17 protein-coding genes and 3 pseudogenes are annotated in these 21,330 nt (G+C 51.1%); 13 read left to right on the top strand and 7 right to left on the bottom strand.

Annotated features, from left to right (window positions below; genetic code table 11):
* The first annotated feature begins 7 nt into the window (after positions 1–7).
* The 7 genes from BLP79_RS08740 (at position 8) to BLP79_RS08710 (ending at position 8,351) form a co-directional block, all read left to right on the top strand.
* Entirely contained in the window at positions 8–961 is a 954-nt protein-coding gene (locus BLP79_RS08740) for a tripartite tricarboxylate transporter substrate-binding protein (RefSeq protein WP_090218169.1), read from the top strand.
* Between the two features lie 65 nt (positions 962–1,026).
* The gene (locus BLP79_RS08735) at positions 1,027–1,605 is read left to right on the top strand and encodes a hypothetical protein (RefSeq protein ID WP_090218167.1); all 579 of its coding nucleotides are present in this window, start codon (positions 1,027–1,029) and stop codon (positions 1,603–1,605) included.
* Entirely contained in the window at positions 1,605–3,200 is a 1,596-nt protein-coding gene (locus BLP79_RS08730; RefSeq protein WP_090218165.1) for a tripartite tricarboxylate transporter permease, read from the top strand. Before BLP79_RS08735 ends, BLP79_RS08730 begins: the two co-directional genes overlap by 1 nt.
* A gap of 9 nt (positions 3,201–3,209) precedes the next feature.
* Positions 3,210–4,040: a universal stress protein gene (locus BLP79_RS08725; RefSeq protein WP_090218163.1), complete on the top strand. Its 831-nt coding sequence runs from the start codon at positions 3,210–3,212 to the stop codon at positions 4,038–4,040.
* A gap of 15 nt (positions 4,041–4,055) precedes the next feature.
* Positions 4,056–5,585, top strand: a complete 1,530-nt coding sequence (locus BLP79_RS08720; RefSeq protein ID WP_090218161.1) for a sulfatase-like hydrolase/transferase — start codon at positions 4,056–4,058, stop codon at positions 5,583–5,585.
* A 2-nt stretch (positions 5,586–5,587) separates the two neighbouring features.
* Complete coding sequence (locus tag BLP79_RS08715; protein ID WP_090218159.1) at positions 5,588–6,724, top strand: alpha-hydroxy acid oxidase; 1,137 nt, start codon at positions 5,588–5,590, stop codon at positions 6,722–6,724.
* A gap of 16 nt (positions 6,725–6,740) precedes the next feature.
* On the top strand, positions 6,741–8,351 hold the full coding sequence (locus BLP79_RS08710) for an alkaline phosphatase family protein (RefSeq protein WP_090218158.1): 1,611 nt from the start codon (positions 6,741–6,743) through the stop codon (positions 8,349–8,351).
* 447 nt (positions 8,352–8,798) lie between these two features.
* Here the strand turns inward: BLP79_RS08710 and BLP79_RS08705 are convergent, their stop codons facing one another.
* A complete protein-coding gene (locus BLP79_RS08705) occupies positions 8,799–9,311 on the bottom strand; it encodes a MarR family winged helix-turn-helix transcriptional regulator (protein ID WP_157843979.1) in 513 nt (170 codons plus the stop codon).
* Between the two features lie 187 nt (positions 9,312–9,498).
* Between BLP79_RS08705 and BLP79_RS08700 the strand changes: the two genes are divergently transcribed.
* From BLP79_RS08700 to BLP79_RS19670, 3 genes are all read left to right on the top strand, one after another.
* On the top strand, positions 9,499–9,903 hold the full coding sequence (locus BLP79_RS08700) for a cupin domain-containing protein (protein ID WP_090218155.1): 405 nt from the start codon (positions 9,499–9,501) through the stop codon (positions 9,901–9,903).
* 308 nt (positions 9,904–10,211) lie between these two features.
* Positions 10,212–10,814, top strand: a complete 603-nt coding sequence (locus BLP79_RS08695; protein WP_408607941.1) for a CE1 family esterase — start codon at positions 10,212–10,214, stop codon at positions 10,812–10,814.
* 639 nt (positions 10,815–11,453) lie between these two features.
* A complete protein-coding gene (locus BLP79_RS19670) occupies positions 11,454–11,621 on the top strand; it encodes a hypothetical protein (RefSeq protein ID WP_157843978.1) in 168 nt (55 codons plus the stop codon).
* A gap of 93 nt (positions 11,622–11,714) precedes the next feature.
* Here BLP79_RS19670 and BLP79_RS08680 read toward each other — a convergent pair.
* The 5 genes and pseudogenes from BLP79_RS08680 to BLP79_RS08660 all read right to left on the bottom strand — a co-directional run.
* Positions 11,715–12,194 (bottom strand): annotated as a pseudogene (locus tag BLP79_RS08680) (IS3 family transposase); the annotation flags it as partial.
* Positions 12,195–12,602: 408 nt separating this feature from the next.
* Positions 12,603–12,995 carry a cupin domain-containing protein gene (locus BLP79_RS08675; RefSeq protein WP_090218148.1) on the bottom strand — a complete coding sequence of 131 codons (393 nt, stop codon included), beginning with the start codon at positions 12,993–12,995 and terminating at the stop codon, positions 12,603–12,605.
* An 85-nt stretch (positions 12,996–13,080) separates the two neighbouring features.
* Positions 13,081–14,517, bottom strand: a complete 1,437-nt coding sequence (aldA, locus tag BLP79_RS08670) for an aldehyde dehydrogenase (RefSeq protein ID WP_090218146.1) — start codon at positions 14,515–14,517, stop codon at positions 13,081–13,083.
* Positions 14,518–14,668: 151 nt separating this feature from the next.
* On the bottom strand, positions 14,669–15,973 hold the full coding sequence (locus BLP79_RS08665; RefSeq protein WP_198511992.1) for an NAD(P)/FAD-dependent oxidoreductase: 1,305 nt from the start codon (positions 15,971–15,973) through the stop codon (positions 14,669–14,671).
* A gap of 68 nt (positions 15,974–16,041) precedes the next feature.
* Complete coding sequence (locus BLP79_RS08660) at positions 16,042–16,809, bottom strand: IclR family transcriptional regulator (protein ID WP_198511991.1); 768 nt, start codon at positions 16,807–16,809, stop codon at positions 16,042–16,044.
* A 201-nt stretch (positions 16,810–17,010) separates the two neighbouring features.
* Here BLP79_RS08660 and BLP79_RS08655 point away from each other — a divergent pair, with 201 nt between their 5' ends.
* On the top strand, positions 17,011–18,006 hold the full coding sequence (locus tag BLP79_RS08655; RefSeq protein WP_090218142.1) for a taurine ABC transporter substrate-binding protein: 996 nt from the start codon (positions 17,011–17,013) through the stop codon (positions 18,004–18,006).
* Between the two features lie 199 nt (positions 18,007–18,205).
* Here BLP79_RS08655 and BLP79_RS08650 read toward each other — a convergent pair.
* Positions 18,206–18,880 (bottom strand): annotated as a pseudogene (locus BLP79_RS08650) (IS3 family transposase); the annotation flags it as partial.
* Between the two features lie 467 nt (positions 18,881–19,347).
* Here BLP79_RS08650 and BLP79_RS08645 point away from each other — a divergent pair.
* A pseudogene (locus tag BLP79_RS08645) lies at positions 19,348–19,797 on the top strand (transposase); the annotation flags it as partial.
* 546 nt (positions 19,798–20,343) lie between these two features.
* Entirely contained in the window at positions 20,344–21,327 is a 984-nt protein-coding gene (locus tag BLP79_RS08640) for a TRAP transporter substrate-binding protein (protein WP_090218140.1), read from the top strand.
* Positions 21,328–21,330: the final 3 nt, after the last annotated feature.

The following is a 21,330-nucleotide window of genomic DNA, read 5'->3' as shown; positions in this document are numbered from 1 at the left end:
AGGAAACATGAAACTTGGAACTCTGAAAGCAGCGCTTGTCGGTGCGACTCTTATGGTGAGTACGACCACTTCAGCTTTGGCTGAATGGCAGCCCAGTGGACCAATTAAGCTTATGATTGCATTTCGTGCAGGTGGTGGCGTTGATACGTCGGCGCGGTTGCTGGCCGAAGAATTAACTGCACGTCATGGGTGGGAAATCATACCTGAAAATGTTGCAGGTCGTGGTGGTGCTGCCATGGCGGCGAAGCTGAAAGATGAGCCCGCAGACGGTCTTACCATTGGTATGACCACGACCGATAGTCTAGCTTATGGTATTCTCGCGGCCAAAAATCCTGGTTTTGCGCTGGAGGATTTTGAAAATCTAACCACCATTACGGGATCGCAAACAGGCCTTATTTCAAAAACCGATCGCGGCTGGAGGACGCTTTCGGATGTGATTGAAGCGGCCAAGGGTGGTCAGACGATTGCGGCCGGCGCCATGAGCGCGAAGCTTGCTGACGCTTTGTATTACATCGGTCTAAAGAATGGTGTCGATTTTAAAATCGTTATGGTTCAGGGCGGGAAGGGCGGCTTGAACGGTGTGGTTGCAGATGATCTGGACATCGCCTGGGCTGCGGGGCCTCAGACCAAAGGTGTGCAGGCTGGTGATCTGATCAATCTGGTGTCTGCTGAAGCAGAGCCTTTGGCAGTTTCTCCCGATGCACCAATGCTGACAGAATATGGCATCGATCTGACGTTTGGAACAAAATTTGGCGTTTTCTCGCCTGCGGGTATACCTTCAGAGGCCGAAGAGGCGATTACCGCTGCGATCGTTGACATCGTGAATGATCCATCCAGCAAGTTGAACGAGTTTATCAGCAAAGCTTTTGCGGGGCCTCAGGCCATTGCTGGTGCTGATTTTGATACCTTCATGGAAACCGCACAGGCCAGCGCGTTCGAGCTGTTGGCAGCGGTGGAATAAAATCCAGTCAAGACATAGCATCTAGCCCCTTTAGGCTCGGTGCTCTTTGGGGGGAGGGGTAACGTATGCTTGCACGCAAACCAGATCTGGTCTTCGCAGCACTTTGTTTGATCTTTGCATTGGTTTGCGTCTTGTTTTGGCTCCCACGGGACACCGAAACCGCAATGATCGAGGTCTTTCGGCGCCAGATATCGATGGGAGACGCCTTTGTACCGATTGTAGCCGGAACGCTCATGGGGATATGCGCAGCCATTCATCTGGTGATGACAGCCTTGCGTAAAGATTTATACGATACCGAATCTGCGCCGGTTGACAGCGCCGCAATGGCATTTCTGATCCAGCTGACCCTTGTTGTTGCGTTGTCTTTGGCAGTGATGTTCTGGGCGGGCCCGCTTGCTGTGGAGCTATTTGTCGTATCAGGCAGCGAAGATATCACCTATCGCCAGATGCGCGCCACTTATCCTTATAAACTGATTGGCTTTGTACTGGGGGGCTTTGCGCTGGTTTTTGGTCTGAGCGCTTTGATCGAAGGTCAGATACGCGCATCACGTGCTATTCTTGCACTGATCACGGTTGCGATTTTGGTCGCGATCTTTGATCTGCCCTTGGATTCAGTGCTGTTACCGCCGAACGGAGATTGGTAATGGGTGTTTTTGAGTACGTTTGGGCCGGTGTTCTCGCAGTTTTTCTAGGGCCAGAGGCTTTCTCCCTGTTTGGCATTGGTGTGCCGATCACCTTAGTGATGGTGGTGTTTGGGTTTTTATTGGGAATTGTGATTGGCGCAACGCCGGGTTTGGGCGGTCCGTTTGTGATGGCCGTTTCACTGCCAATTCTAATTTCGTTCTTTGGCTTCACGCCGGATGCCTTATTGCCCGTTATGGGCTTCCTGGTCGGAGTTATGAAGGGCGCGACAGTGGGCGGCGCAGTGCCGGCGATCTTGTTTAATACACCGGGAACGCCGGATGCGTTGATGACAACGCTTGATGGGTATCCAATGACAAAGCGCGGAAACGCGGGCAAGGCGTTACGTACCGCACACTTCGCTTCGGTGTCGGGGGATACGTTTTCAGATCTGGTGCTGTTCACCACTGCGCCCTTTCTGGCCATTATCGTGGAATCCTATCTTGGATTTGCGGAAAAGGCGGCGCTGATCGTCCTCTCACTCAGCTTTGTGGCCGCGGTGGTGGGCGCGTCTCCGATGAAGGGACTGATGGCGGCGTTTTTTGGCATTTTACTGGCCTCTGTTGGCACGGGTGAAGACCTGTATCCGCGTATGACCATGGGCACCGAGTTTTTGGCGAACGGTTTCCCACTGATCACCGCTGTCCTTGGAGTCTTAATCATGGGCGAAGTCATCACGTCGTTTGAGGAAACCTGGCGTGATCGCAGGGCAGCGCGAGTGCAAAACCAGATCCCGCAATCAGACGACAATTCGTTAAGCTGGTCAGAGCGTAAGGCGCTGCTGCCCTATATCAGTGTTTCAGCGGCTGTCGGGACATTGATTGGCGCATTGCCAGGGATTGGATCAACCCTTGCTGCGACTCTGGGCTATGCGACGGGGCAGAAAATGCACAAAGGTCCGGTGAAATTTGGCGATGGCACACCGGAGGGCGTGGCGGCAACAGAGGCTGCCAATAGCTCTGTCTCGGGTGCGAATCTGATCCCGGTCTTGTCCTTGGGCATACCGGGCAATGTTTCGGCTGTTTTTCTGATCCTGGCGGCGGAATCCATCGGGGGCTTCAACCCTGGTCCCAGTGTTTTTCGGTTCACCACATCAGAAGTAAACCCGGAACTGGTGATCGCTTTTGGTTTGTTCACCACGATGATGTGCGCGAACATTCTGAATTGGACCATTGGCGGGCAGTTTATGCGCTGGGTTGGCGTGATGTCCAAAGTGCCAAAGCAGGTTCTGATGCCTATGGTGTTCTTGCTGACCATCACGGCGGTTTATGTGCAGGAAACAAGCTTTGATGCGATCTTCTTTTTGCTGGGCTTTGGGCTGCTGGGTTTTTTCATGCGTAAGCTGCGCGTTCCGATCCTGCCCTTTGTGATCGCCTTTATTCTGGCCAGTAATCTGGAAACCGCATTGAGACAGGCCTTTGCCGTATCTGGTGGCGATCCGTTCTTTCTGTTCCGCAGTCCGATATCCATAGTGTTTCTTGTGTTGTCGGTTGTTGTCATCGTGTTCTTCATGTGCGGCAAAAAGGACGAGGCCGCTTTGTCATCTGAAGTGTCTTAGGAGGCTGAAATGGCGATTAAAAATATCCTCGTGGCTTTTAACGGTACACAAAGCAGTGAAGCGGCCGTGAGCGCTGCGGTCCTGATGCACAAGAAATACAATTGCCATGTGACTGGTATTCTTGTGCATTCCGGCCAGCGTGAACAGCTTAGTGCAAACAGCTGGGTGCCAGAGAATGTGCGTGAAACCATCACGGCGAAAGTCAAAGAGATGGAAGAAACGGTTCATGATCAATTCATTGCCTTTGCGGGTAATGATATTGCCGCCGATCAAGTGCATTGGATTTCCTTGTTTGGGAATGCGGATGCGACCGTGGCCTCTTATGCTCGGATGTATGATCTGACAGTGGTGGGGCGTTATGACGCTATTCACGGGCAAGAGCACCTTGAATTGCATCCCGAAGCGATTGCGCTGAAAAGTGGTCGGCCGGTGTTGGTTGTGCCACGTGGACATCACCCCGGGCAGATCCGCGAAACGGCGGTTGTGGCGTGGGATGGGCGTCGTGCTGCCGCACGCGCAGTGATGGATGCAATGCAGCTTTTGGAAACAAAGCAAAAAGTGTCTGTTGTCAGCGTCTCTGATGGCACTTTGCGAGATGCGCTTGAAGGTATTGATATAAAAACCGCGCTGACCCGACATGGCATTGATGTGGCGCGCGTGAAGAAGCCGCAATCCAAGCAAAAGACCGCACAGGACATATTGCAGCATTGTGAGGATGTCTCGGCGGGGCTGCTGGTCATGGGGGCTTATGAACACAGTCCATTTCGTGAACGTATCTTTGGTTGCAACACCCACTACATTCTGAAGAACGCGCAATTGCCTGTTCTGATCGCACATTAATTTCGGAGACACGCTTTGAGCCGTCCTAATTTTATATTTATCACTGCAGATCAACACCGTGGCGACTGTTTGGGCGTCGAAGGGCGCAACGTGAAAACGCCAAACCTGGATCAGATGGCAAAGGAGGGGACACGGTTTACCTCTGCAATCTGTCCGTCACCAGTGTGTCAGCCATCACGCGCCTCAATATTGACTGGTCAACTCTGTCGCACCAACGGGGTGCATGATAATGGGATTGATCTGGATTATGAGACCGGCGAAAAAGGGTTCGCGGGCACGCTGAGGGATGCGGGATACGACACAGCTTATTTCGGTAAGGGACATTTTTCCTCGTATGATGCCCGCGTTGAAACAGGCCGCCCCGAAGCGGTCATTTCCTCACATGCATTTGGTGAGGATTGGTATGGCCCATATATGGGCTTCAACCATGTGGAAATGATGATCCACGGGCACAATTATTTCACACCGCAAAAACCGCCAAAAGGATTGCATTTTGAACGGTTTTATTATGGTTCTGGGCGCGGAGATGAGCTGAACGCGCTTTATAAGCAAAATGGCGGGGATACGAAAGGCGCAGCACAGACCTGGCACAGCCAATTGCCCCTTATTTATCACAATACGCCCTGGACCGCGGATCGTGCTCTTGAATGGATCAAATTCAAGCGGGATCAGGACAAGCCTTTTGTGACCTGGATCAGCTTTCCCGATCCGCACCATCCTTTTGACTGTCCTGAGCCCTGGTCGCGTCTGCATGATCCAAAAGAGGTTGATTTGCCCAAAAACCGATCGCGCGATTTTGAAAAGCGCCCCAGTTGGCATAAAGCTGTGGTTGAGAACACACCGCAGGGAGACCCGGAGTCTGTGCGCATCCGTCAGGAATATTCGCGCATTGAACCTCAAACCGATGATCAGCTTCGTGAAATTATTGCCAATACCTATGGGCAGATCTCATTTATTGATGATCAGGTTGGCCGGATTATGAACACCTTGCGCGAGCTTGGATTGGATGAGAACACCTATATCATCTATTCCGCTGACCACGGCGATTGGCTGGGCGATCATGGGCTCGTTCTAAAGGGGCCGATGTTCTACGACGGGCTGCTTCGTATTCCATTGCTGGTAAAGGGTCCGGGCGTGCCAGAGGGGCAGGTGGTGGATGAACCTGTTTCAAACATTGATGTTGGCCCAACCTTGTTTGATCTTGCCGGGGTTGCCCCACAGCTGTGCCAGCATGGGGAAAGCCTACGCCCTTTTCTGGAAGGGAAAAGCGCCACCCGAGATTACGCAATGAGCGAATGGGAACTCTTGGCGAACCGTGCCGGTATTGCCCTGTCGATGCGTGTCGTGCGGACCAAAACCGATAAGCTATCGATGAATATGGAGACAGGAGAGGGTGAGATGTATGATCTGGTGAACGATCCTGATGAAATGATCAACGTTTTTGAAGACCCGTCTTATGCGGCGCGTCGTGCCGAGTTGGAAGAGTTTTTGGCCCAGAGACCAGATGATATTACGCCAAATCGCGTACCGGTTGGACCTGCGTGACGATGGATTATCAAAATCAACTTCCTTCAATCTGGCACATGGCAGAGCGGGCAAAGCGGCGCATCCCATATTTTGCCTGGGAGTATCTGGACAGTGGCACCGGCATGGAACGGTTGGTTGACCGCAACCGTGTCGCGCTGGATGAAGTCGAGTTATTGCCCCGCGCTTTGGGAGGGCGTTTCACACCTGACCTGAGCACCACACTTTTTGGGCAGACCTATTCTGTGCCGTTTGGCGCTGCTCCGGTTGGCATGTCGGGCCTTATGTGGCCCGGTGCGGAGCTGGCTTTGGCAAAGACAGCACATACCAAGAATATGCCCTATGGTTTAAGCATGGTTGCGAATGAATCCATCGAGGCAACGGCAGCATTGGCCCCTGATCATCTGTGGATGCAGATCTATTGCCCAAAAGAGCCAGAGGTCTTGGACGATCTTATTGCGCGCAGCAAAGCGGCAGGGGTGAAAACACTGATCATTACGGTTGATGTTCCGGTGGGCAGCCGACGTGAACGCCAACTTGCTGCGGGATTGACGGTGCCGCCTAAAATGGATCTCATAACTTTGTGGCGGGTGGTAAAACGTCCGCATTGGGCCTTGGCAACCGCGCGGTATGGGCAGCCGCGTTTCAAAACCATCGAAACGTATTTTCCGCAGGATCAGATGCGCGAAGGGGCCAAACTGATTGGTAACATCGTGGATGGTCGCCCGGACTGGGAGTATTTTGACCGTATCCGAGAAAAGTGGGCGGGAACCCTTGTGATTAAGGGTATTATGCACAGTGTTGATGCCGAAGATGCTATTGAACATGGCGCGGATGCTGTGTGGGTATCCAACCATGGTGGCCGTCAGTTTGATGGTGCTCCTGCGGCTATTACGGTGCTGCCCAAGATTGCTGAAATTGTGGCAAAACGTGTGCCAGTCTTGTTTGACAGTGGTATTCGTGGAGGCCTTGATATTGCGCGTGCCCTCTCGCTGGGAGCGGATTTCTGCTTTGCAGGGCGCGGTTTTCTTTATGCGATTGGCGCATTGGGCGCAGTAGGGGGGGATCATGCCTATGAGGTGTTACGCGGCGACTTGGAAAATAACATGATCCAGTTGGGAGCAAAAACTATCCCTAATCTCAGAACGACAAACGTCTAACGAAAGAGACAGCCTAATGACAAAAAATGTGTTGTTCATTATGTGTGATCAATTGCGGTTTGACTATTTGGGCTGCGCTGGCCACCCAACCATCCGCACACCGAATATTGATGCCCTGGCCAAGCGTGGCGTGCGCTTTAGCCGGTCTTATGTACAATCTCCGATCTGTGGACCTAGCCGGATGAGCACCTATACGGGTCGCTATCCAAGAAGTCATGGATCTGACTATAATAACGTCCCGCTCCGGGTGGGAGAATGGACGCTTGGCGATCATCTGAACAGTTTTGGTGCAAAAGCGGTCTTATGCGGTAAAACCCATGCTCGCGCTGACATTGAAGGGATGGTGCGTCTTGGGATCGATCCCAAAAGCGAAAAAGGCGAGCATATTGCTGAGGCCGGATTCGAAGTTTGGGATCGGCTGGATGGGCTGCACCCAAGCAAAGGAAAGAAACCGAGCCACTATAATGAGTACCTGCGTTCGAAGGGGTTCGAGGGGGAAAACCCTTGGGAAGAGTGGGCCGCATCTGTTGTTGATCATGACGGATCCATCAAAAACGGCTGGTTGAATCAATATGCGGATCGTCCTGCCCGGATCCCCGAAGAACACAGTGAAACGGCCTATTCTACAAACAGGGCCATGTCGTTTATTGAACAGGCAGGTGACACGTCCTGGTGTCTGCACCTTAGCTATATCAAACCCCATTGGCCTATTGTTGCGCCGGCGCCCTACCATAATATGTATGGGCCTCAAGATGTAATCCCAGTGGTGCGATCCGATGAGGAGCAAGGTCACGAACACCCGGTTTATAAAACCAAACGCAGCGTTAGATACTCGACGATATATAAACGACCGGGCGCGCGTGAGAAGATGATTGCCACCTATATGGGGCTGATCACGCAGATCGACGATCACATCGGGCGTTTGACCAAATGGCTGGATGAGAGCGGACGTGCCGAAGACACAATGATCATCTTTACCTCTGATCACGGCGATTATCTGGGGGATCACTGGATGGGGGAGAAACAGTACTTCCACGATCCCTCCGTCAAAGTTCCATTGATTGTGGTAGACCCCTCGCCAGAGGCAAATGAAACTCGTGGAACCGTAGACGATCATCTAAGTGAAGCCATCGATCTGGTACCAACAATTATCGAATACATGGGGGGCGAGCTGCGGGAGAATATTTTGGAAGGTCGCTCCTTACTACCTTTGCTGCGCGGACAAAAGACGCCTTGGCGTGAGTGTGTTTTTGCAGAGGCCGATTACAGCCGGTCGGCAACACGAGCAGCTTTGGGTCGCACACCACAAGAGTGTAAAATGGTCATGGCCTTTGATGGGCGCTGGAAATACATCCACACGCAAGACCTCCCCCCCATGTTGTTTGACCTCAAAGAAGATCCGGATGAGCTGATCGATCTGGGGCAGCGGAATGGGTACGAACAGATCCGGGCAAGCATGGATGCTAAGATACGGGATTGGGCGGTTGGCAGCAAAATGCGGATCACACAGAGTGATGCGTTCATCACAGCAAAGGGGCCTGAATTTACCAAGGGTATTCTGATTGGGTTTTGGGACGAGCCAGAGCTGGAGCAAGCTTTGCAAGAAGTGGCGATATCAAAGACCTGATCTCGTTAAAGTAGCAGCACGGAGTAATGCAAGACCCGTGCTGCGACACGTATCCTGCTGACCCAGCCCAAGCCTGATGGCCACTGCGCTATACCAGAAAATCCTGCGCCAACATGGCCCCCAATTTTCAATGTCAGACAAAGGAAATTTCTGGAGTACAAAAGCCGATTGGCTTTCGAAAGAAAGGCAGCTTAAATGCGCACGCGGATCGGAACTTAATCGTGACAAGTCCAAAGTGCCAAAACTGTGACTTTGATTTTTCACGGCACGTGCTCGCAACATAGTTTTGCTGAGCGGGCTTAGCGGTCATTGCCTAGTGGTTTTGGGGTCTCTACAACACCGCACTTTCGCCACGCCGCTCATCGTTTCGAAAGACGCTGATCTGGCCGACAATACATTGACGATTAAACCGGGCCACCGGATGAGGATCTTCCAAGAGGCCTTGGTTTAGTCAACCGGAAGTTTTGAGATTACACCCTCAGCATCTTCTAGGATCGTGGCAACCAACGTGCATAGCTGGTCGAATTCAGACTTTGAAAGCGATTGAAATAACCGATCGTTCACGTCACGTAAGGTAGGTGCCAAATCATCGATCATGACGAATCCTCGCTCCGATACCCGTAAGAGAACGCTGCGACCATCATCGGGGTTTGGACTCTTCTCTATCAAGTTGACTCGCACGAGTTGATTCACCTCTTGGACAACATGTGGACTGGACACACGAAGTGCCGTCGCAACCTGACCAGTTGTCAAACCAACGTCTCGCTGATGTTGAGCTATATAAAAAAGAATGTTGTACTGCGGCCGTGTGATTCCGAAGTGCCTTGCGAATGTCGCACGCATGGTTTCGACCCGATCAGCCAAAGCTGTGATTTCATACAGAAGTTTGCGGAACTTCGCGTCAGAATCCTCAAACAGTAGTTCCTGTCTTGTCACCGTTTTTGGAAACTGATGATCCATTGGCTTATTTCCCTTCTGTTTCTGCATTTTGTCTATCGCAACGTCAGTCTAGGCGCGTGCACAATAGTGCTCGTCTCGTTCAAGTAAACTTGATTACGTGTGACTAGACGCAATATAGATAATAAACTTACATAATTTTATTATCAAAATACAGCTAACCATAAACACTAACTTCTAGGAACTTCTCATGTACAAAACGATCACAAAAGCTGTTCTCGCACTCCTGCTTTCCTCGACACTTGCTTTCGCTCATGATGGCGAACGCCCAACGGAACACAAAGGCGTTTCCGTGAGTGATAGAAATGCATTGGAGCTTGGGGCCCAAATCCCAGCGATGGAAGGGTTTCAAGTGCGAATTCGCACAGTAACCGTCGAGCCGGGCGGCATTGTAGCCGCACATGACCACTCGACCCGTCCCGGTGCATATTTTGTTGTTCGTGGTGATGGGATTAATGAGTATCGCGCTGATGGCACAAAGGTACTTGTCCCAGCAGGTACTGCTGTACTTGAGGGACGAGAAGTCGACCACTGGATCGTCAACGAAGGCGGTGAGGCAGTGTTTTTCGTATTTGACATCGTACCAGTGGAATAGACGCCCACCAGTGATGGCGACGAGTGAAGTTCGTTGTCATCACGGATCAATTGTAACAGCACAAAGCCTTGGCTGTGACAAACATAAAGGACAAGAGAATGCGAGCTCTCCTTGCAATCGCCACGGTAAGTCAATTCGTGGCATCTTCCCCGGTTGTTGCGTGCGGAACTGATACCGACTGTCACATCGGAGATCGGCACTATCGAGTACGAATGCCTGTAGACCATGCTGTTGACGAGAGGATTGGTGCGATTGTGTTCGCGCATGGTTTCGGGGGATCGGCAAGTGGCATATTGAGAAACCGTAGGATGATTGAACTTGCCGATGAACTCGGAGTCGCGATCATCGCTACAAAGTCAGCGGCGAAGGACTGGTCAATACCCGGCGCGCCTTCGGCAGTCACTCAAGAAGGCGTAGACGAGTTGGCTTACTTTGATACGGTTATCAGAGATGCCACGGAGAAGTTTCTTATCGATGAGAACCGTCTAATGATGTCTGGCTTTTCCGCGGGCGCAATGATGGTTTGGAACTTGGCATGTTATCGAAGCGATATGTTTGCTGCATTTGCGCCCATTGCTGGAACCTTTTGGAGGCCCGAACCCCTAGCATGTGACACGCCGCCAGCAAGCATTGTTCATATTCATGGCGAGAGTGACAAAACCGTTCCTCTGGAGGGTCGACCAGTGCTGGACACGCACCAGGGCAATGTCGCAACTGTGATCGATTGGTATAGTAACTATGGAAGTTACGCACCAACGGCACCGTTTGAAGTTGCCGATCTACGTTGCAAAAATAGTCGTAACGCAGCTGGGAGAATTCTTGGCTTTTGCCTATTTTCAGGTGGCCACTCGTTCAATCCCGATCATGTGGGTGAGGCTTGGAAAATGTTTGAAATATCTGGACAGCTATGAAGGCATTCATTGGGTCGATCGCGGAAGCACACGATTGTTTGCTACATACAGGTGCGTATACTGAGCGCATTGGGAACTTTCTCACGAATTTTATGGGTTAAGATATTGTTTTAATGATAACATTTATGGCATCTTTGGAATTTTGGCTATTGTTCCGTGATCCAAATTGTCTCGGTACCCGAACGTAAATAACGACACTTTGGGACAAGGAACAGGACGAGTCATGTTACCAACATTCAGGGCTGGTGCTGGCCAAAATCATTCCGCTATCAACTGCGTCACCAACCTTTTCAAAGGACGTACCATCTAGTGTTGATGGCGAAGCATAAGCACAGATTGATATTTCAGGCGAGTCGTCGATCACTACCGAGCAAGCATTGCTTTTCGCTCCGTCTGAAGGTCGTACGCCAAACGCCGCTACCGTCAAGATAGAGAGCATCAGAGCACAATCCTCAGTACGTGGAAATTATTGGGAACCCTCTTCCGAAATGAAGAAAAAACCTATGTGGCAACGCTCCTTCAGGACCGCAGCTTTGACCTCTACAAAGAGTTTGATGAAAACGGAGAGAATCCGGCCTTTTGGGCGACTTTACAGCCCCTCAGGATGTTGAGTTTCCTGAAATCTATTTGGGGAATATCATGACAGTCGTTGAGACTTTCAATCCAGCTGATACGGCCAAACCGCGTGCCATTGTTGAATACGAAGTCTGTGACCCACCTGAGCAAAGCACTGAAAGCGCGATTTTCCACCATGCCGGGCATCCCATCCAGCGGATTGATCAGCCCCATCTAAGTGGCCCAATTTGATTGTTGTTTCATGATAGGCCTTCGATCCATCGGGATTATGGTTTCCGTAGTTGGTGGGTGATAGCCCAACGCATTGTGTGGGCGTTTTCCGTTCACACGGATCGTCAAACATTCTCGACTATATTCATCGATAATATTGTGCGTTCGGAGTGCTTTCCTATCATCCGTATGACAATGCAACGTAATCATACAATCGGACGTGATTGCGGGGCTCGGAGCGCAGTCGGACACAGGATCCGGCGTTTAGCCAGAACTGCTCTTTCTTGGGTTGTTTCATTAAGCCCCTCACGTTGCCAAAGCCGTTCGACGCGTTTGTCATTGGCTTGCCAGCCAGCATTTTACAGCACGGTCTGCACGGCATTTTGAACTCTTCAGCTTCGATCGCGCTAGATTAATCAAGCTCGACGACGTGCAGAGCTTAGAAATTTTCCTTGGCTGCCGCCGCAAGGATCAACCGATCCGCAGCCATGCCACCATACTTTTTCTTACAGCGGTAATAGGTTTGTTCAATGACACGGATGTGCCTGATCGCATCCAGATACGGGACATGCCCGGCCCCATTAGACCTTCAACCTACTGCAACGTTAAGATAATCTCTTCCGGTTGTGGTCGCTTCTGTGACATTCTTGGTCTTCCGTTTCCTATACATAGCGGTGGAGCACTTAGATGCGGGAGGATCACAAAGCAGCGGAAAAATCGGATTTCGAACTCATTTTAACCAAAGCTGCGCTTTGTATGTACGTCCGCTTTTAGAGTGCAGCGCATAATAAGGGCCGGGTAGGTTGACACAGGGAGGACAACCTAAAGAACATATTCTGTTCGCTTTACGGACGCCGCGCAGCGGCAGATTCAAGCATGCAGGAAATTTGCACCTCCGGCCTTCAGACTTGCGTCCAGCAAACGTAGACCATTGGAACACTTGCGCCGTAGATCAGGCAACTACAATTGACGCAATCCAAGTTAACGATCTAAATCGCCAACTTATGGACGAATATCGCTGATCGCAAAGCACTTTTTGATGTAAACTGGAACGTACCATTCGGTACGTAGACCCGCTTCCATCACAAAAGAATCCCCAGCTCGAATGATACGCGTGGAGCGATCTGCTAAGTTCGTGACCTCTGCTTCACCTTCTAGGATGTGGCAAAACTCGGTGATGCCATCCATCGTTGCTCGGAAACGGCCGGCATTGCATTCCCAGATGCCAAATTTGGATCCACTTTGTGTATCATTACTGTAAAGCCAAACGCCTTGTTCTGCCTTACCAGAGATCAGATTTGCACTGTCATCCTTGATTGTACGGGGCACTTCTGGAGCACCAAACAAAATAAAGCTGGGTTGCGTCTGGGTGTGAATGAAGTTCTCAGCATTCATGTGGATTATTCCGAATTGTTGAAGGAAAGGGACCGGGCTTTAAAGAAAGCCCGGCCTAGTGAAAGCCAATTCATTACAGGTGAGATCAGCTTTGTATGTAGACCATGTGTGTTTGGGTAAATTCATAGAGCCCATGTTTCCCGTCAGCTCCACCGATGCCTGACTTACGGACACCCGCGTGGTAGCCTTGCATGGCTTCGAAATTGTTGCGGTTGATATAAGTCTCACCGAATTTCAGCTCGCGGCAAGCTTGCATCGCAGAATTGATGTCGCGGGTGTAAATCGATGAGGTCAGGCCAAATTCGCTGTCATTGGCACGGGTGATGGCTTCGTCGATGTCTTTGACTGCGTTGACCGGGAGCACAGGGCCAAAGACCTCTTTCTGCATGATCTCGCTGTCTTGAGCGCAACCTGTTAGAATCGTTGGCTGGAAGTAGTTGCCTTGCCCCAGATCAGCCACTTCACCACCTGTCACAACTGAAGCGCCGACCGCTTTTGCGCGATCAACCATACCTGCAACTTTATCTAGACCGGCTTTGTTGATCATTGGCCCATAAGCCACGCTGAAGTCTTCAGCAGGGTTGCCGAACTTTTGTTCAGACATTTTCTGCGACAGTTTCGCGACCAATTCGTCTTCGACGCTGGCTTCCACATAAACGCGCTCGGCGCAATTGCAGACCTGACCCGAGTTGATGACGCGAGAAGCGACAATCGCTTCTGCCGCCAGATCCAGATCGGCGTCTTTCAGCACAATGGCTGGAGCCTTGCCGCCCAGTTCCAAGTTTACCTTTGTGATGTTTTTTGCCGCGGCGCCCATGATCCGAGAACCTGTTTCCACCGAACCGGTGAAGCTGAGAAGGCCCACATCGGGATTTTCGCAGAGCGCAGCACCTGCGACAGCACCACGGCCATAAACCATGTTAACAACACCTTTGGGCATGTCCGTTTCTGCAAGCAGATCCATAAACATCGCTGCGTTGTTTGGCGTTTCTTCTGAGGGCTTCAGAACGATGGTGTTGCCAGTCAAAAGCGCAGGCGCAAGTTTGCGAGCGATCAAGAAAAACGGGAAGTTCCAAGGTAAGATGCCACCTACAACGCCAATGGCTTGGCGGAATAGGAAGATGCTTTCGTTCGGGTTGTCAGACGTTACGATCTCACCTTCGAGACGACGCGCCCATTCCGCCATGTAGTCGATATAATCGGCAGTGAAGTTCACTTCGACTTCAGCTAGACCCATGGTTTTGCCTTGTTCTGCCACAATAGTTTTGGCGAGTGCAGGCACGTTTTGACGAATCTTCGCTGAGATTTGACGTAGGTAACCCGCACGTTCGATTGGCGCTTTTGCTTCCCAGCCTTTTTGAGCTGTTTTTGCCGCCGCGATAGCATCAGCAACCGCTTCAGGTGACGTTTCTGGAATTTCAGACAAGACCGCACCAGTCGCGGGATTAAGCACAGGAATAATACCCTGCGCCTTTGTATCGACAAATCCGCCGTTGATGAAATTTCGGTGTTGAATCGTCATTCTTTCCTCCCGATTTATTTAAAGTTCTGACTTGCAGAACTAAGCTATTGTAATACGATATTTGATTTCGATTTCGATTCTGTCAACTACTTGCGATGCACAAATAAAAAAGGCGCGGTAAAACCGCGCCTTACACAGGAAGTGAGACCTCTTATCGAGTCTCAAGATAGTCTAGTAGCCGCATGAACCAGATGGCCGTTCCCATCCCAAACATCTTACTGCGCCGGAATGGCACAGTTTTGATCTTTGAAACCGGAAGGGACAAAGCATCGGGGCTCGCACCTAAAACCCGTTCGGAAAGGACGCGGCCAACAACCATCGACATCGCGACACCGCGGCCATTATAACCAAGCCCAGCCAGTAGGCCCGGTTGAGGCTCGTGAAGGTGAGGCAAGTGATCATCAGTGATCGCGATCCGCCCGCCCCATTGATGGGACCATTCAGCGCCTTGTAACTGAGGGTAGATACGCTCTGCGTCTTTTCGCAGCCAATTGAAACCAGACAGAGTTTCCCCTGGTCCTGGGCGCCCCAACCCACCGTAGACCAGCCGATTATCCGGCTCTCGGCGCGCATACATGATGACGCGCCGACTGTCAGAGATCGTATGGCCTTCCGGAAGGATTGAATTGATCACGGCCTCCGGCAGGGGAGCTGTTGCAATCTGGATAGGGGTCAAAGGTACAATGCTTTTTGATAACCCCGGCAGAAGGTCGTCGGAATAGGCGTTGGTTGCCACAACAACCCAATCAGATTGGACAGATCCTGTTGGTGTCTTTGCGACCCACTTTTGTCCATTCTTTGTTAGCGACAGCACGGGGCTTTCGCCAAAAAACTGCGCGCCGCGTTCTGACGCGGCCTTTGCCAACCCTTGTGCGAACATCTTTGGATGAACTGCGCCACCTTTATGCGCAATGACGCCAGACAGATACGCTTTGGTTCCAGCAAGACGATTTAGTTCGTCTCCCTCTACCACTTCGGCGGTGGACCCATGCGCTCGCCAGTTCTCAATGTCTTTAAGCGACGCGTTATGCGCTTTGGTACTATGATTGACGCGTAACCAACCGTTTTGCCGCGCCTGACACTCGATTTGGTAGGTCTGTACCAATTCGAAAAGCTCATCTGCCGAATTCAATGACGCTTCTGTGACTCTCTCGAAATAGGTATCGCCAAGCAGGCGATGCAGACGTTGTGGCGAATTGAATGGCAGCAATGGGTTGACCTGTCCTCCGGTCCGTCCCGAGGCACCCCAGGCCACATCGGCAGCATCCAGAACGACAACTTTTGTACCTGCCGCGGCCAAGTTCAGCGCAGTTCTTAATCCCGTGAACCCGGCCCCGATAATTGTGACATCGGCCGTTATCGCATCCTCTAAAGGTGCGTGAGGTCCATCGGGCGGCGCCGTTGCCTGCCATAACGATTGTGGGACCATTGGTGCAGGCGGAGTATTTTGAATCATATTAGTCTCATATTGCAGAACGCAACTATTAATATGTGGGACTACATGCTGGTTAGTCAAGCCACCGATTAACTCGGTCGCCAACCTATGATCTTGGACACTTCCTCTGCAGCCGCGATCACCTGTTCAGATTTCGCAATGACTTCAGCAGAGGTCGCAGCCTGCTCGAGTGACCAAAGAGACATGCAGGCGACCACATCGTCTTGTTCGTTGAAAATAGGCGCAGCGATACCAGTGACTTGCAACACCTCTTCTTTGACTGCACGCCCGTAGCCGTTGGTTTTGGTCGCCCAGAGTTCTCTTTTGAGTTCCTCTGGAGAGGTCAGTGTGAATTCGGTGAATTTCTCATATTCCAGTTGCTCAAGCAGATCGTGTCTTTTCTGTTCTGACATAAACGCAAGAAAGACCTTTCCTGCTGCGGTGCTATGCAAAGGAGCATGATCTCCGGAGTGTGCGGCATAACGGACGGGGACATAATCTGCCGTGCGCAAGTAAAGAATTGTCTGACCATCCAAGATCGACAGCGCCGCATTCATTTTTGTCATTTCGCTTAAGCGGTTCATTGGTTCAGCAGCGACTTGCTGCAAGTCGATTCTCCGCCAAGCAGACCGCGCCCATTGATGTAACCTCGCCCCGGTTCGATAAGTTCTAGAGGGTTTGTCGTAAGAAATAAGTTCTTCCCCCAGCAGGACCGCAAGAATGCGGTGGCAAGAACTCTTCACAAAGCCTGTGCGATCCACAATCTCTGAAAAAGCAAGGGGTTGGCGCGCTTCAGACAAAACATCCATCACGATAGCGCATTTTGTGACAATCGAACTTTCTGTGGGTCGGCCCATAATTTCCTGCCTTCAACTACTGCATTGTAGAACTATCGATACCTTTGCTCATTGGCAAGAATGCTAGCTTTTCCAGAAAAAATAAATTTATTGACGCCACTTCGTACATCTTAATACTATCGTTATGCAGAACATTTGTTCTGATATACAATAGATTATATAAGCTGCGCCTTGCAGCAGTGACCTAACAGGAGATGAAACATGAAAAAGTTGATGACAGCGCTGGTCACAGGAACCGCCCTAAGCGCATCTATGGTGCCTGCGCAGGCAATGGATGAGATTACGATCGCATACTTCCTCGAATGGCCGCTTCCTATGATGGAAGCGAAAGCGTCCGGCGCATACGATGAAGCGCTCGGCATGAAAGTGAACTGGGTTAGCTTCGACACGGGTACGGCGATGAGCGCGGCCATGGCATCTGGCGATGTTCAGATCGCGGTAAGCCAGGGCATTCCACCATTTGTTGTTGCGGCGTCTTCTGGTCAGGATTTGCAAGTCGTGGATGTGGCTGTAACCTATTCCGAAAACGACAACTGTGTTGTCTCCAGCGGTTTGGAAATCGACAAAACCAACGCTTCTGAATTGGCTGGTAAAAAAGTCGCTATTCCGCTCGGCACAGCCGCTCACTATGGTTTCCTTCGTCAGATGGATCACTTCGGTGTAGAGATTTCAAGCTTAGAAGTTGTCGATATGGCGCCACCAGAAGGTGCTGTAGCACTGGCACAGGGCGCGATTGATTTTGCATGTGGTTACGGCGGTGGCCTGACCCGTATGAAAGACTACGGAAACGTACTTCTGACTGGTGCTGAAAAGGAAGATCTCGGTATTCTCGTATTTGACGTCACGTCCACCCCTTCTGCTTTTGCTGCACAAAACCCAGACGTGGTTGCAACCTTCCTAAAGGTAACGGCAGAAGCGAATGCCCGCTGGACCTCAGGCGAAGGTGGCGAAGAAATGCTCGCCGTTCTTGCGAAAGAATCCGGTTTGGATCTGGAAGCGGCGCGTGACGCGATCAGCACCATGGGCTTCCCTAGTTTGGAAGAACAGCTCTCCGCAAAATGGATGGACGGCGGCATCCAGTCCTTCATGAAAGGTGTGGCAGACGTCTTCGTAAATGCGGGTAGCATTGGTGCTTCGCAGCCAAGCTATGAAACCAACGTGAACATCGAGACCATGCGGATCGCCAACGAAGGCTGATTTGTCTTACCAGCAGAGCCGACTGATCCGGCTCTGCTAACTCTCATTCATAGACTTTATTCGATACCTTTTAGGGTCTGCATCTATCTTTTCTGGGAGAAGATATGAAGGGACCATCGATCCAGAATATCTAGTTGTGTATTGACTTGCCAAATTGCGGGTGGACCTGTCTCGTATTCGTGTCGCCGCAGATGCTCGCTTAGGCCACTTTCCGTTCGAAGGCGACTGGGCTTTTCGAACCCAATGCTGAATGACGGCGGTGTGGATTGTAGAAGCTGTTGGCGTATTCGAAGATAGCGATTTCAACATCCCGCTGCGTTTGCCATGACTCTGGCCAGATCAGTTCTGCCTTAATCGTTTTGAAGAACGTCTCGACGGCGGAGTTGTCATAACAATTGCCTTTGCCGCTCATCGACACCTTGAACCCGTGCTGGCGCAATATTTTCTGGTAATCATGCGAGTAATATTGCACCCCACGATCCGTGCGGTGGATGCAGCCCTTGGGCGGTTGCTGTAGCGCGATAGCCATCTTCGAAGCCCGGATCGCGAGATCACGCTTCATCCTTTTGCTGACAGCCCAGCCAATGACACGCCGAGAGTGTAGATCAAGGATCACAGCAAGATAAAGCCATCCCTCACGCGTCCAGACGTAGCTGATATCGCCCGCCCATTTCTGGTTTGGCAGCTCTGCATGGAAGTCTCGGTTCAATAAGTTAGGTGCGATGTTGAAGGTATGGTTGCTGTCGGTTGTCACCTTGTATTTCTTGGAGCGTTCGACACGGATACCATTCTTACGCATCAATCGGCCGACGCGCCGATGGCCGATGTTCAGACCCAATTCCTCGGTCATCCGTGGGCGGCCGTAGCTGCCCAGCCAATCAAAGACAGCGATCTGACATGGTGGTCCTAGCGCACATCAAGGAACAGTTTAACCAATATAGGTCATCATGTCCTTCCTTGTGATGCAACAAAGTAGCAGGTTTGTCGCTACTCTAATTAGAGTGCATGGAGTATTGTAATGTGCATTATGTTAAATTGTTTGAATCGGAGTTGGTATAGAACTCTGTCGAAGTTGACGCCACGCGTGTCGACGTGACACCCCGGATTCTATAACCCGCTCCGCTCCATTACCAACCGCTAATAATATGTCACAACTGGCTCATCTTCCAACGAAAGCAAGCAACACGGCCGTCACGCTGACCTCCTGAATGAACGCCAGATAAGCCAGGTGATGCTGTCGACTGGCCCATTTTTCCTGCAAAAAAGCCGAGAGTTCCTCAAATGCGCTGTCTTTTGCCTATTGACCTCACGCTGCCGCAGAATCTCGGCGGCTGCGAGTGTGGCGGATCTGGGTTGCTGCATCTGCGGATTGATGCACCGGGGTCCAGGCCGAGGGTGAATCAAACGCTCGCAAGCATAGCAGAAGTAAAAAGCGCCTGTGGTGAACGCTTCACTTTGGGGTGGATGAAAAATACTGGGATTCAGCGGGGTCGAGATCACGACAAGCAACGTCGGCGACGCCCCAACACTGCCCGACCTGTTGGCGCAAATTCCACCGGATCAAAAGATCGCCCCGACCACCGGCATTGGGGCCTATGACACGCGCAGATGCCATTATTCCTCCGCGTAAGAATGCGCAGCTTTGGCAAGCCAGCGACAGCTGGCGCTGTTGCGCCAAACTAAGCCTTAAGAGCCTGCAAATATCTAGAGCAGGCTTTGTGGCGAAAACTAACCGGTTATCACCGTCCAAGCCACGCAGAGAAAAAGGTGAACTGCGTCAAACTTCTTGGCCTTTTTTGGTCAGTCCCAATCGCCGCGAGCGGTCATCTGTTTCCTCGAAACTTTGCTCAATCAACCCGTCATTGCGCACTTGGAGCAGTAGCAGCGATGTGGCTTGCCTTGTGATGCCAATGTGATCAGCGATACCACTCGGTGTACAGATGTGTTTCAAGCCGACTCCCGACAGAGCACACGAGTCAAGACGTGAGACCCCTAGTGGGGCTAGATTCATGTCTAACCGGGCTTTCATAAGGTTTGAAAGACGCCTCAATCGATAGCCAAGCCGTTGATGCAAGGCGTATGCGCCATGGATATAAATTTTCGACATCATTTTTGAATATAAAATAAGTATCTGTAATCGTTTAACTAATGTGGGTGATCTTTGGCTTTTGTGCGCAGGTCTTACCAAACATTGAGGCGAGTGTAACTGCCATTAGTTGCGAATGTAAATAATTTCTTGACGTAACTAATCTCTCTAGAGATAGTTGCGTATGATAACTATATGACCTGGAAACCAGGCACTCCCCTCGCTTGAAACCAACAGTTGGAGTACTGAAGATGAAAAGAGTGATGAGAACAGCGGCACTTGTGACGGCCGTTCTAGCAGCGCCTCTTGCGCAAGCAGACACGCTTTCTATGGCTTATTTCATGGGGACCAATCACCCGATGGCAAAAGCCTTCCTGACACCTTTCAGTGAAATGGTTGAAACGGAAACTGGTGGGTCTTTGAAGGTGCAGCATTTTCCGGGGGGTGCATTGAATGCCAGCCCTCCTGCGCAATATTCTGTTCTGCTGGATGGGGTAGCGGATGTTGTGTTTATGTTACCAAACTTTTCAAACCGTTTGTTTCAGAAGACATCTGTGATAGGCCTTCCGAACCTATGCGAGACGGCAGAAGAATGTACAAATGCGGTACGTTCCGCCCGCGATGAACTCGAAGCGGAATTCAAAGGCAAGGTCTTAGGTTTCTGGACGAATTCGCCACCTGTCTTGATCACACGTGACAAAGCGGTGCGTTCGGTTGAGGACGTGAAAGGCATGAAAATTCGCGTTTCTGACCCGACCGCAATTCCATTTGTCGAAGCGCTTGGCGCCTCCACAGTTGCAATCCCGGTGACCGAAGTGAACCAAGCTCTTGCAAATGGGATTGCAGACGGCGTGATGATTGATCCATCAGGCATTCTGTCGTTCAAACTGGACGAGCCCGGAGAGTTTGTAACCACTTGGTTCCCAGGCGGGCCGTCTACTTTCGTCGTATTGATGAATCAAGATGTCTATGATGGTCTGAGCGATGACGAGCGCGCAGCGATCGATAAGATCGCGGATTCGGATCTGTCAATGAAGGCGGCCAAGACATATGCGGCCATCGGTCAAAAGGCTCTGAAGCATGCGACAGAAAAAGGTCTTGAAGTGATCACCCTGTCTGATGACGAGCGCAGCAAGATGGATGCAATCGTTGCAGAGGTTATGGAGGCGGTGAAAGCCAACCCAGCGGGTGACACAACCATTGGTGATGTGATCGCCAAACTGGGCAAGGACTAAGCC

The organism is Epibacterium ulvae (assembly GCF_900102795.1).
GTDB lineage: Bacteria > Pseudomonadota > Alphaproteobacteria > Rhodobacterales > Rhodobacteraceae > Epibacterium > Epibacterium ulvae.
Note: the sequence above shows the minus strand (reverse complement) of the source record. Positions and strands in the feature narration are given on the sequence as shown.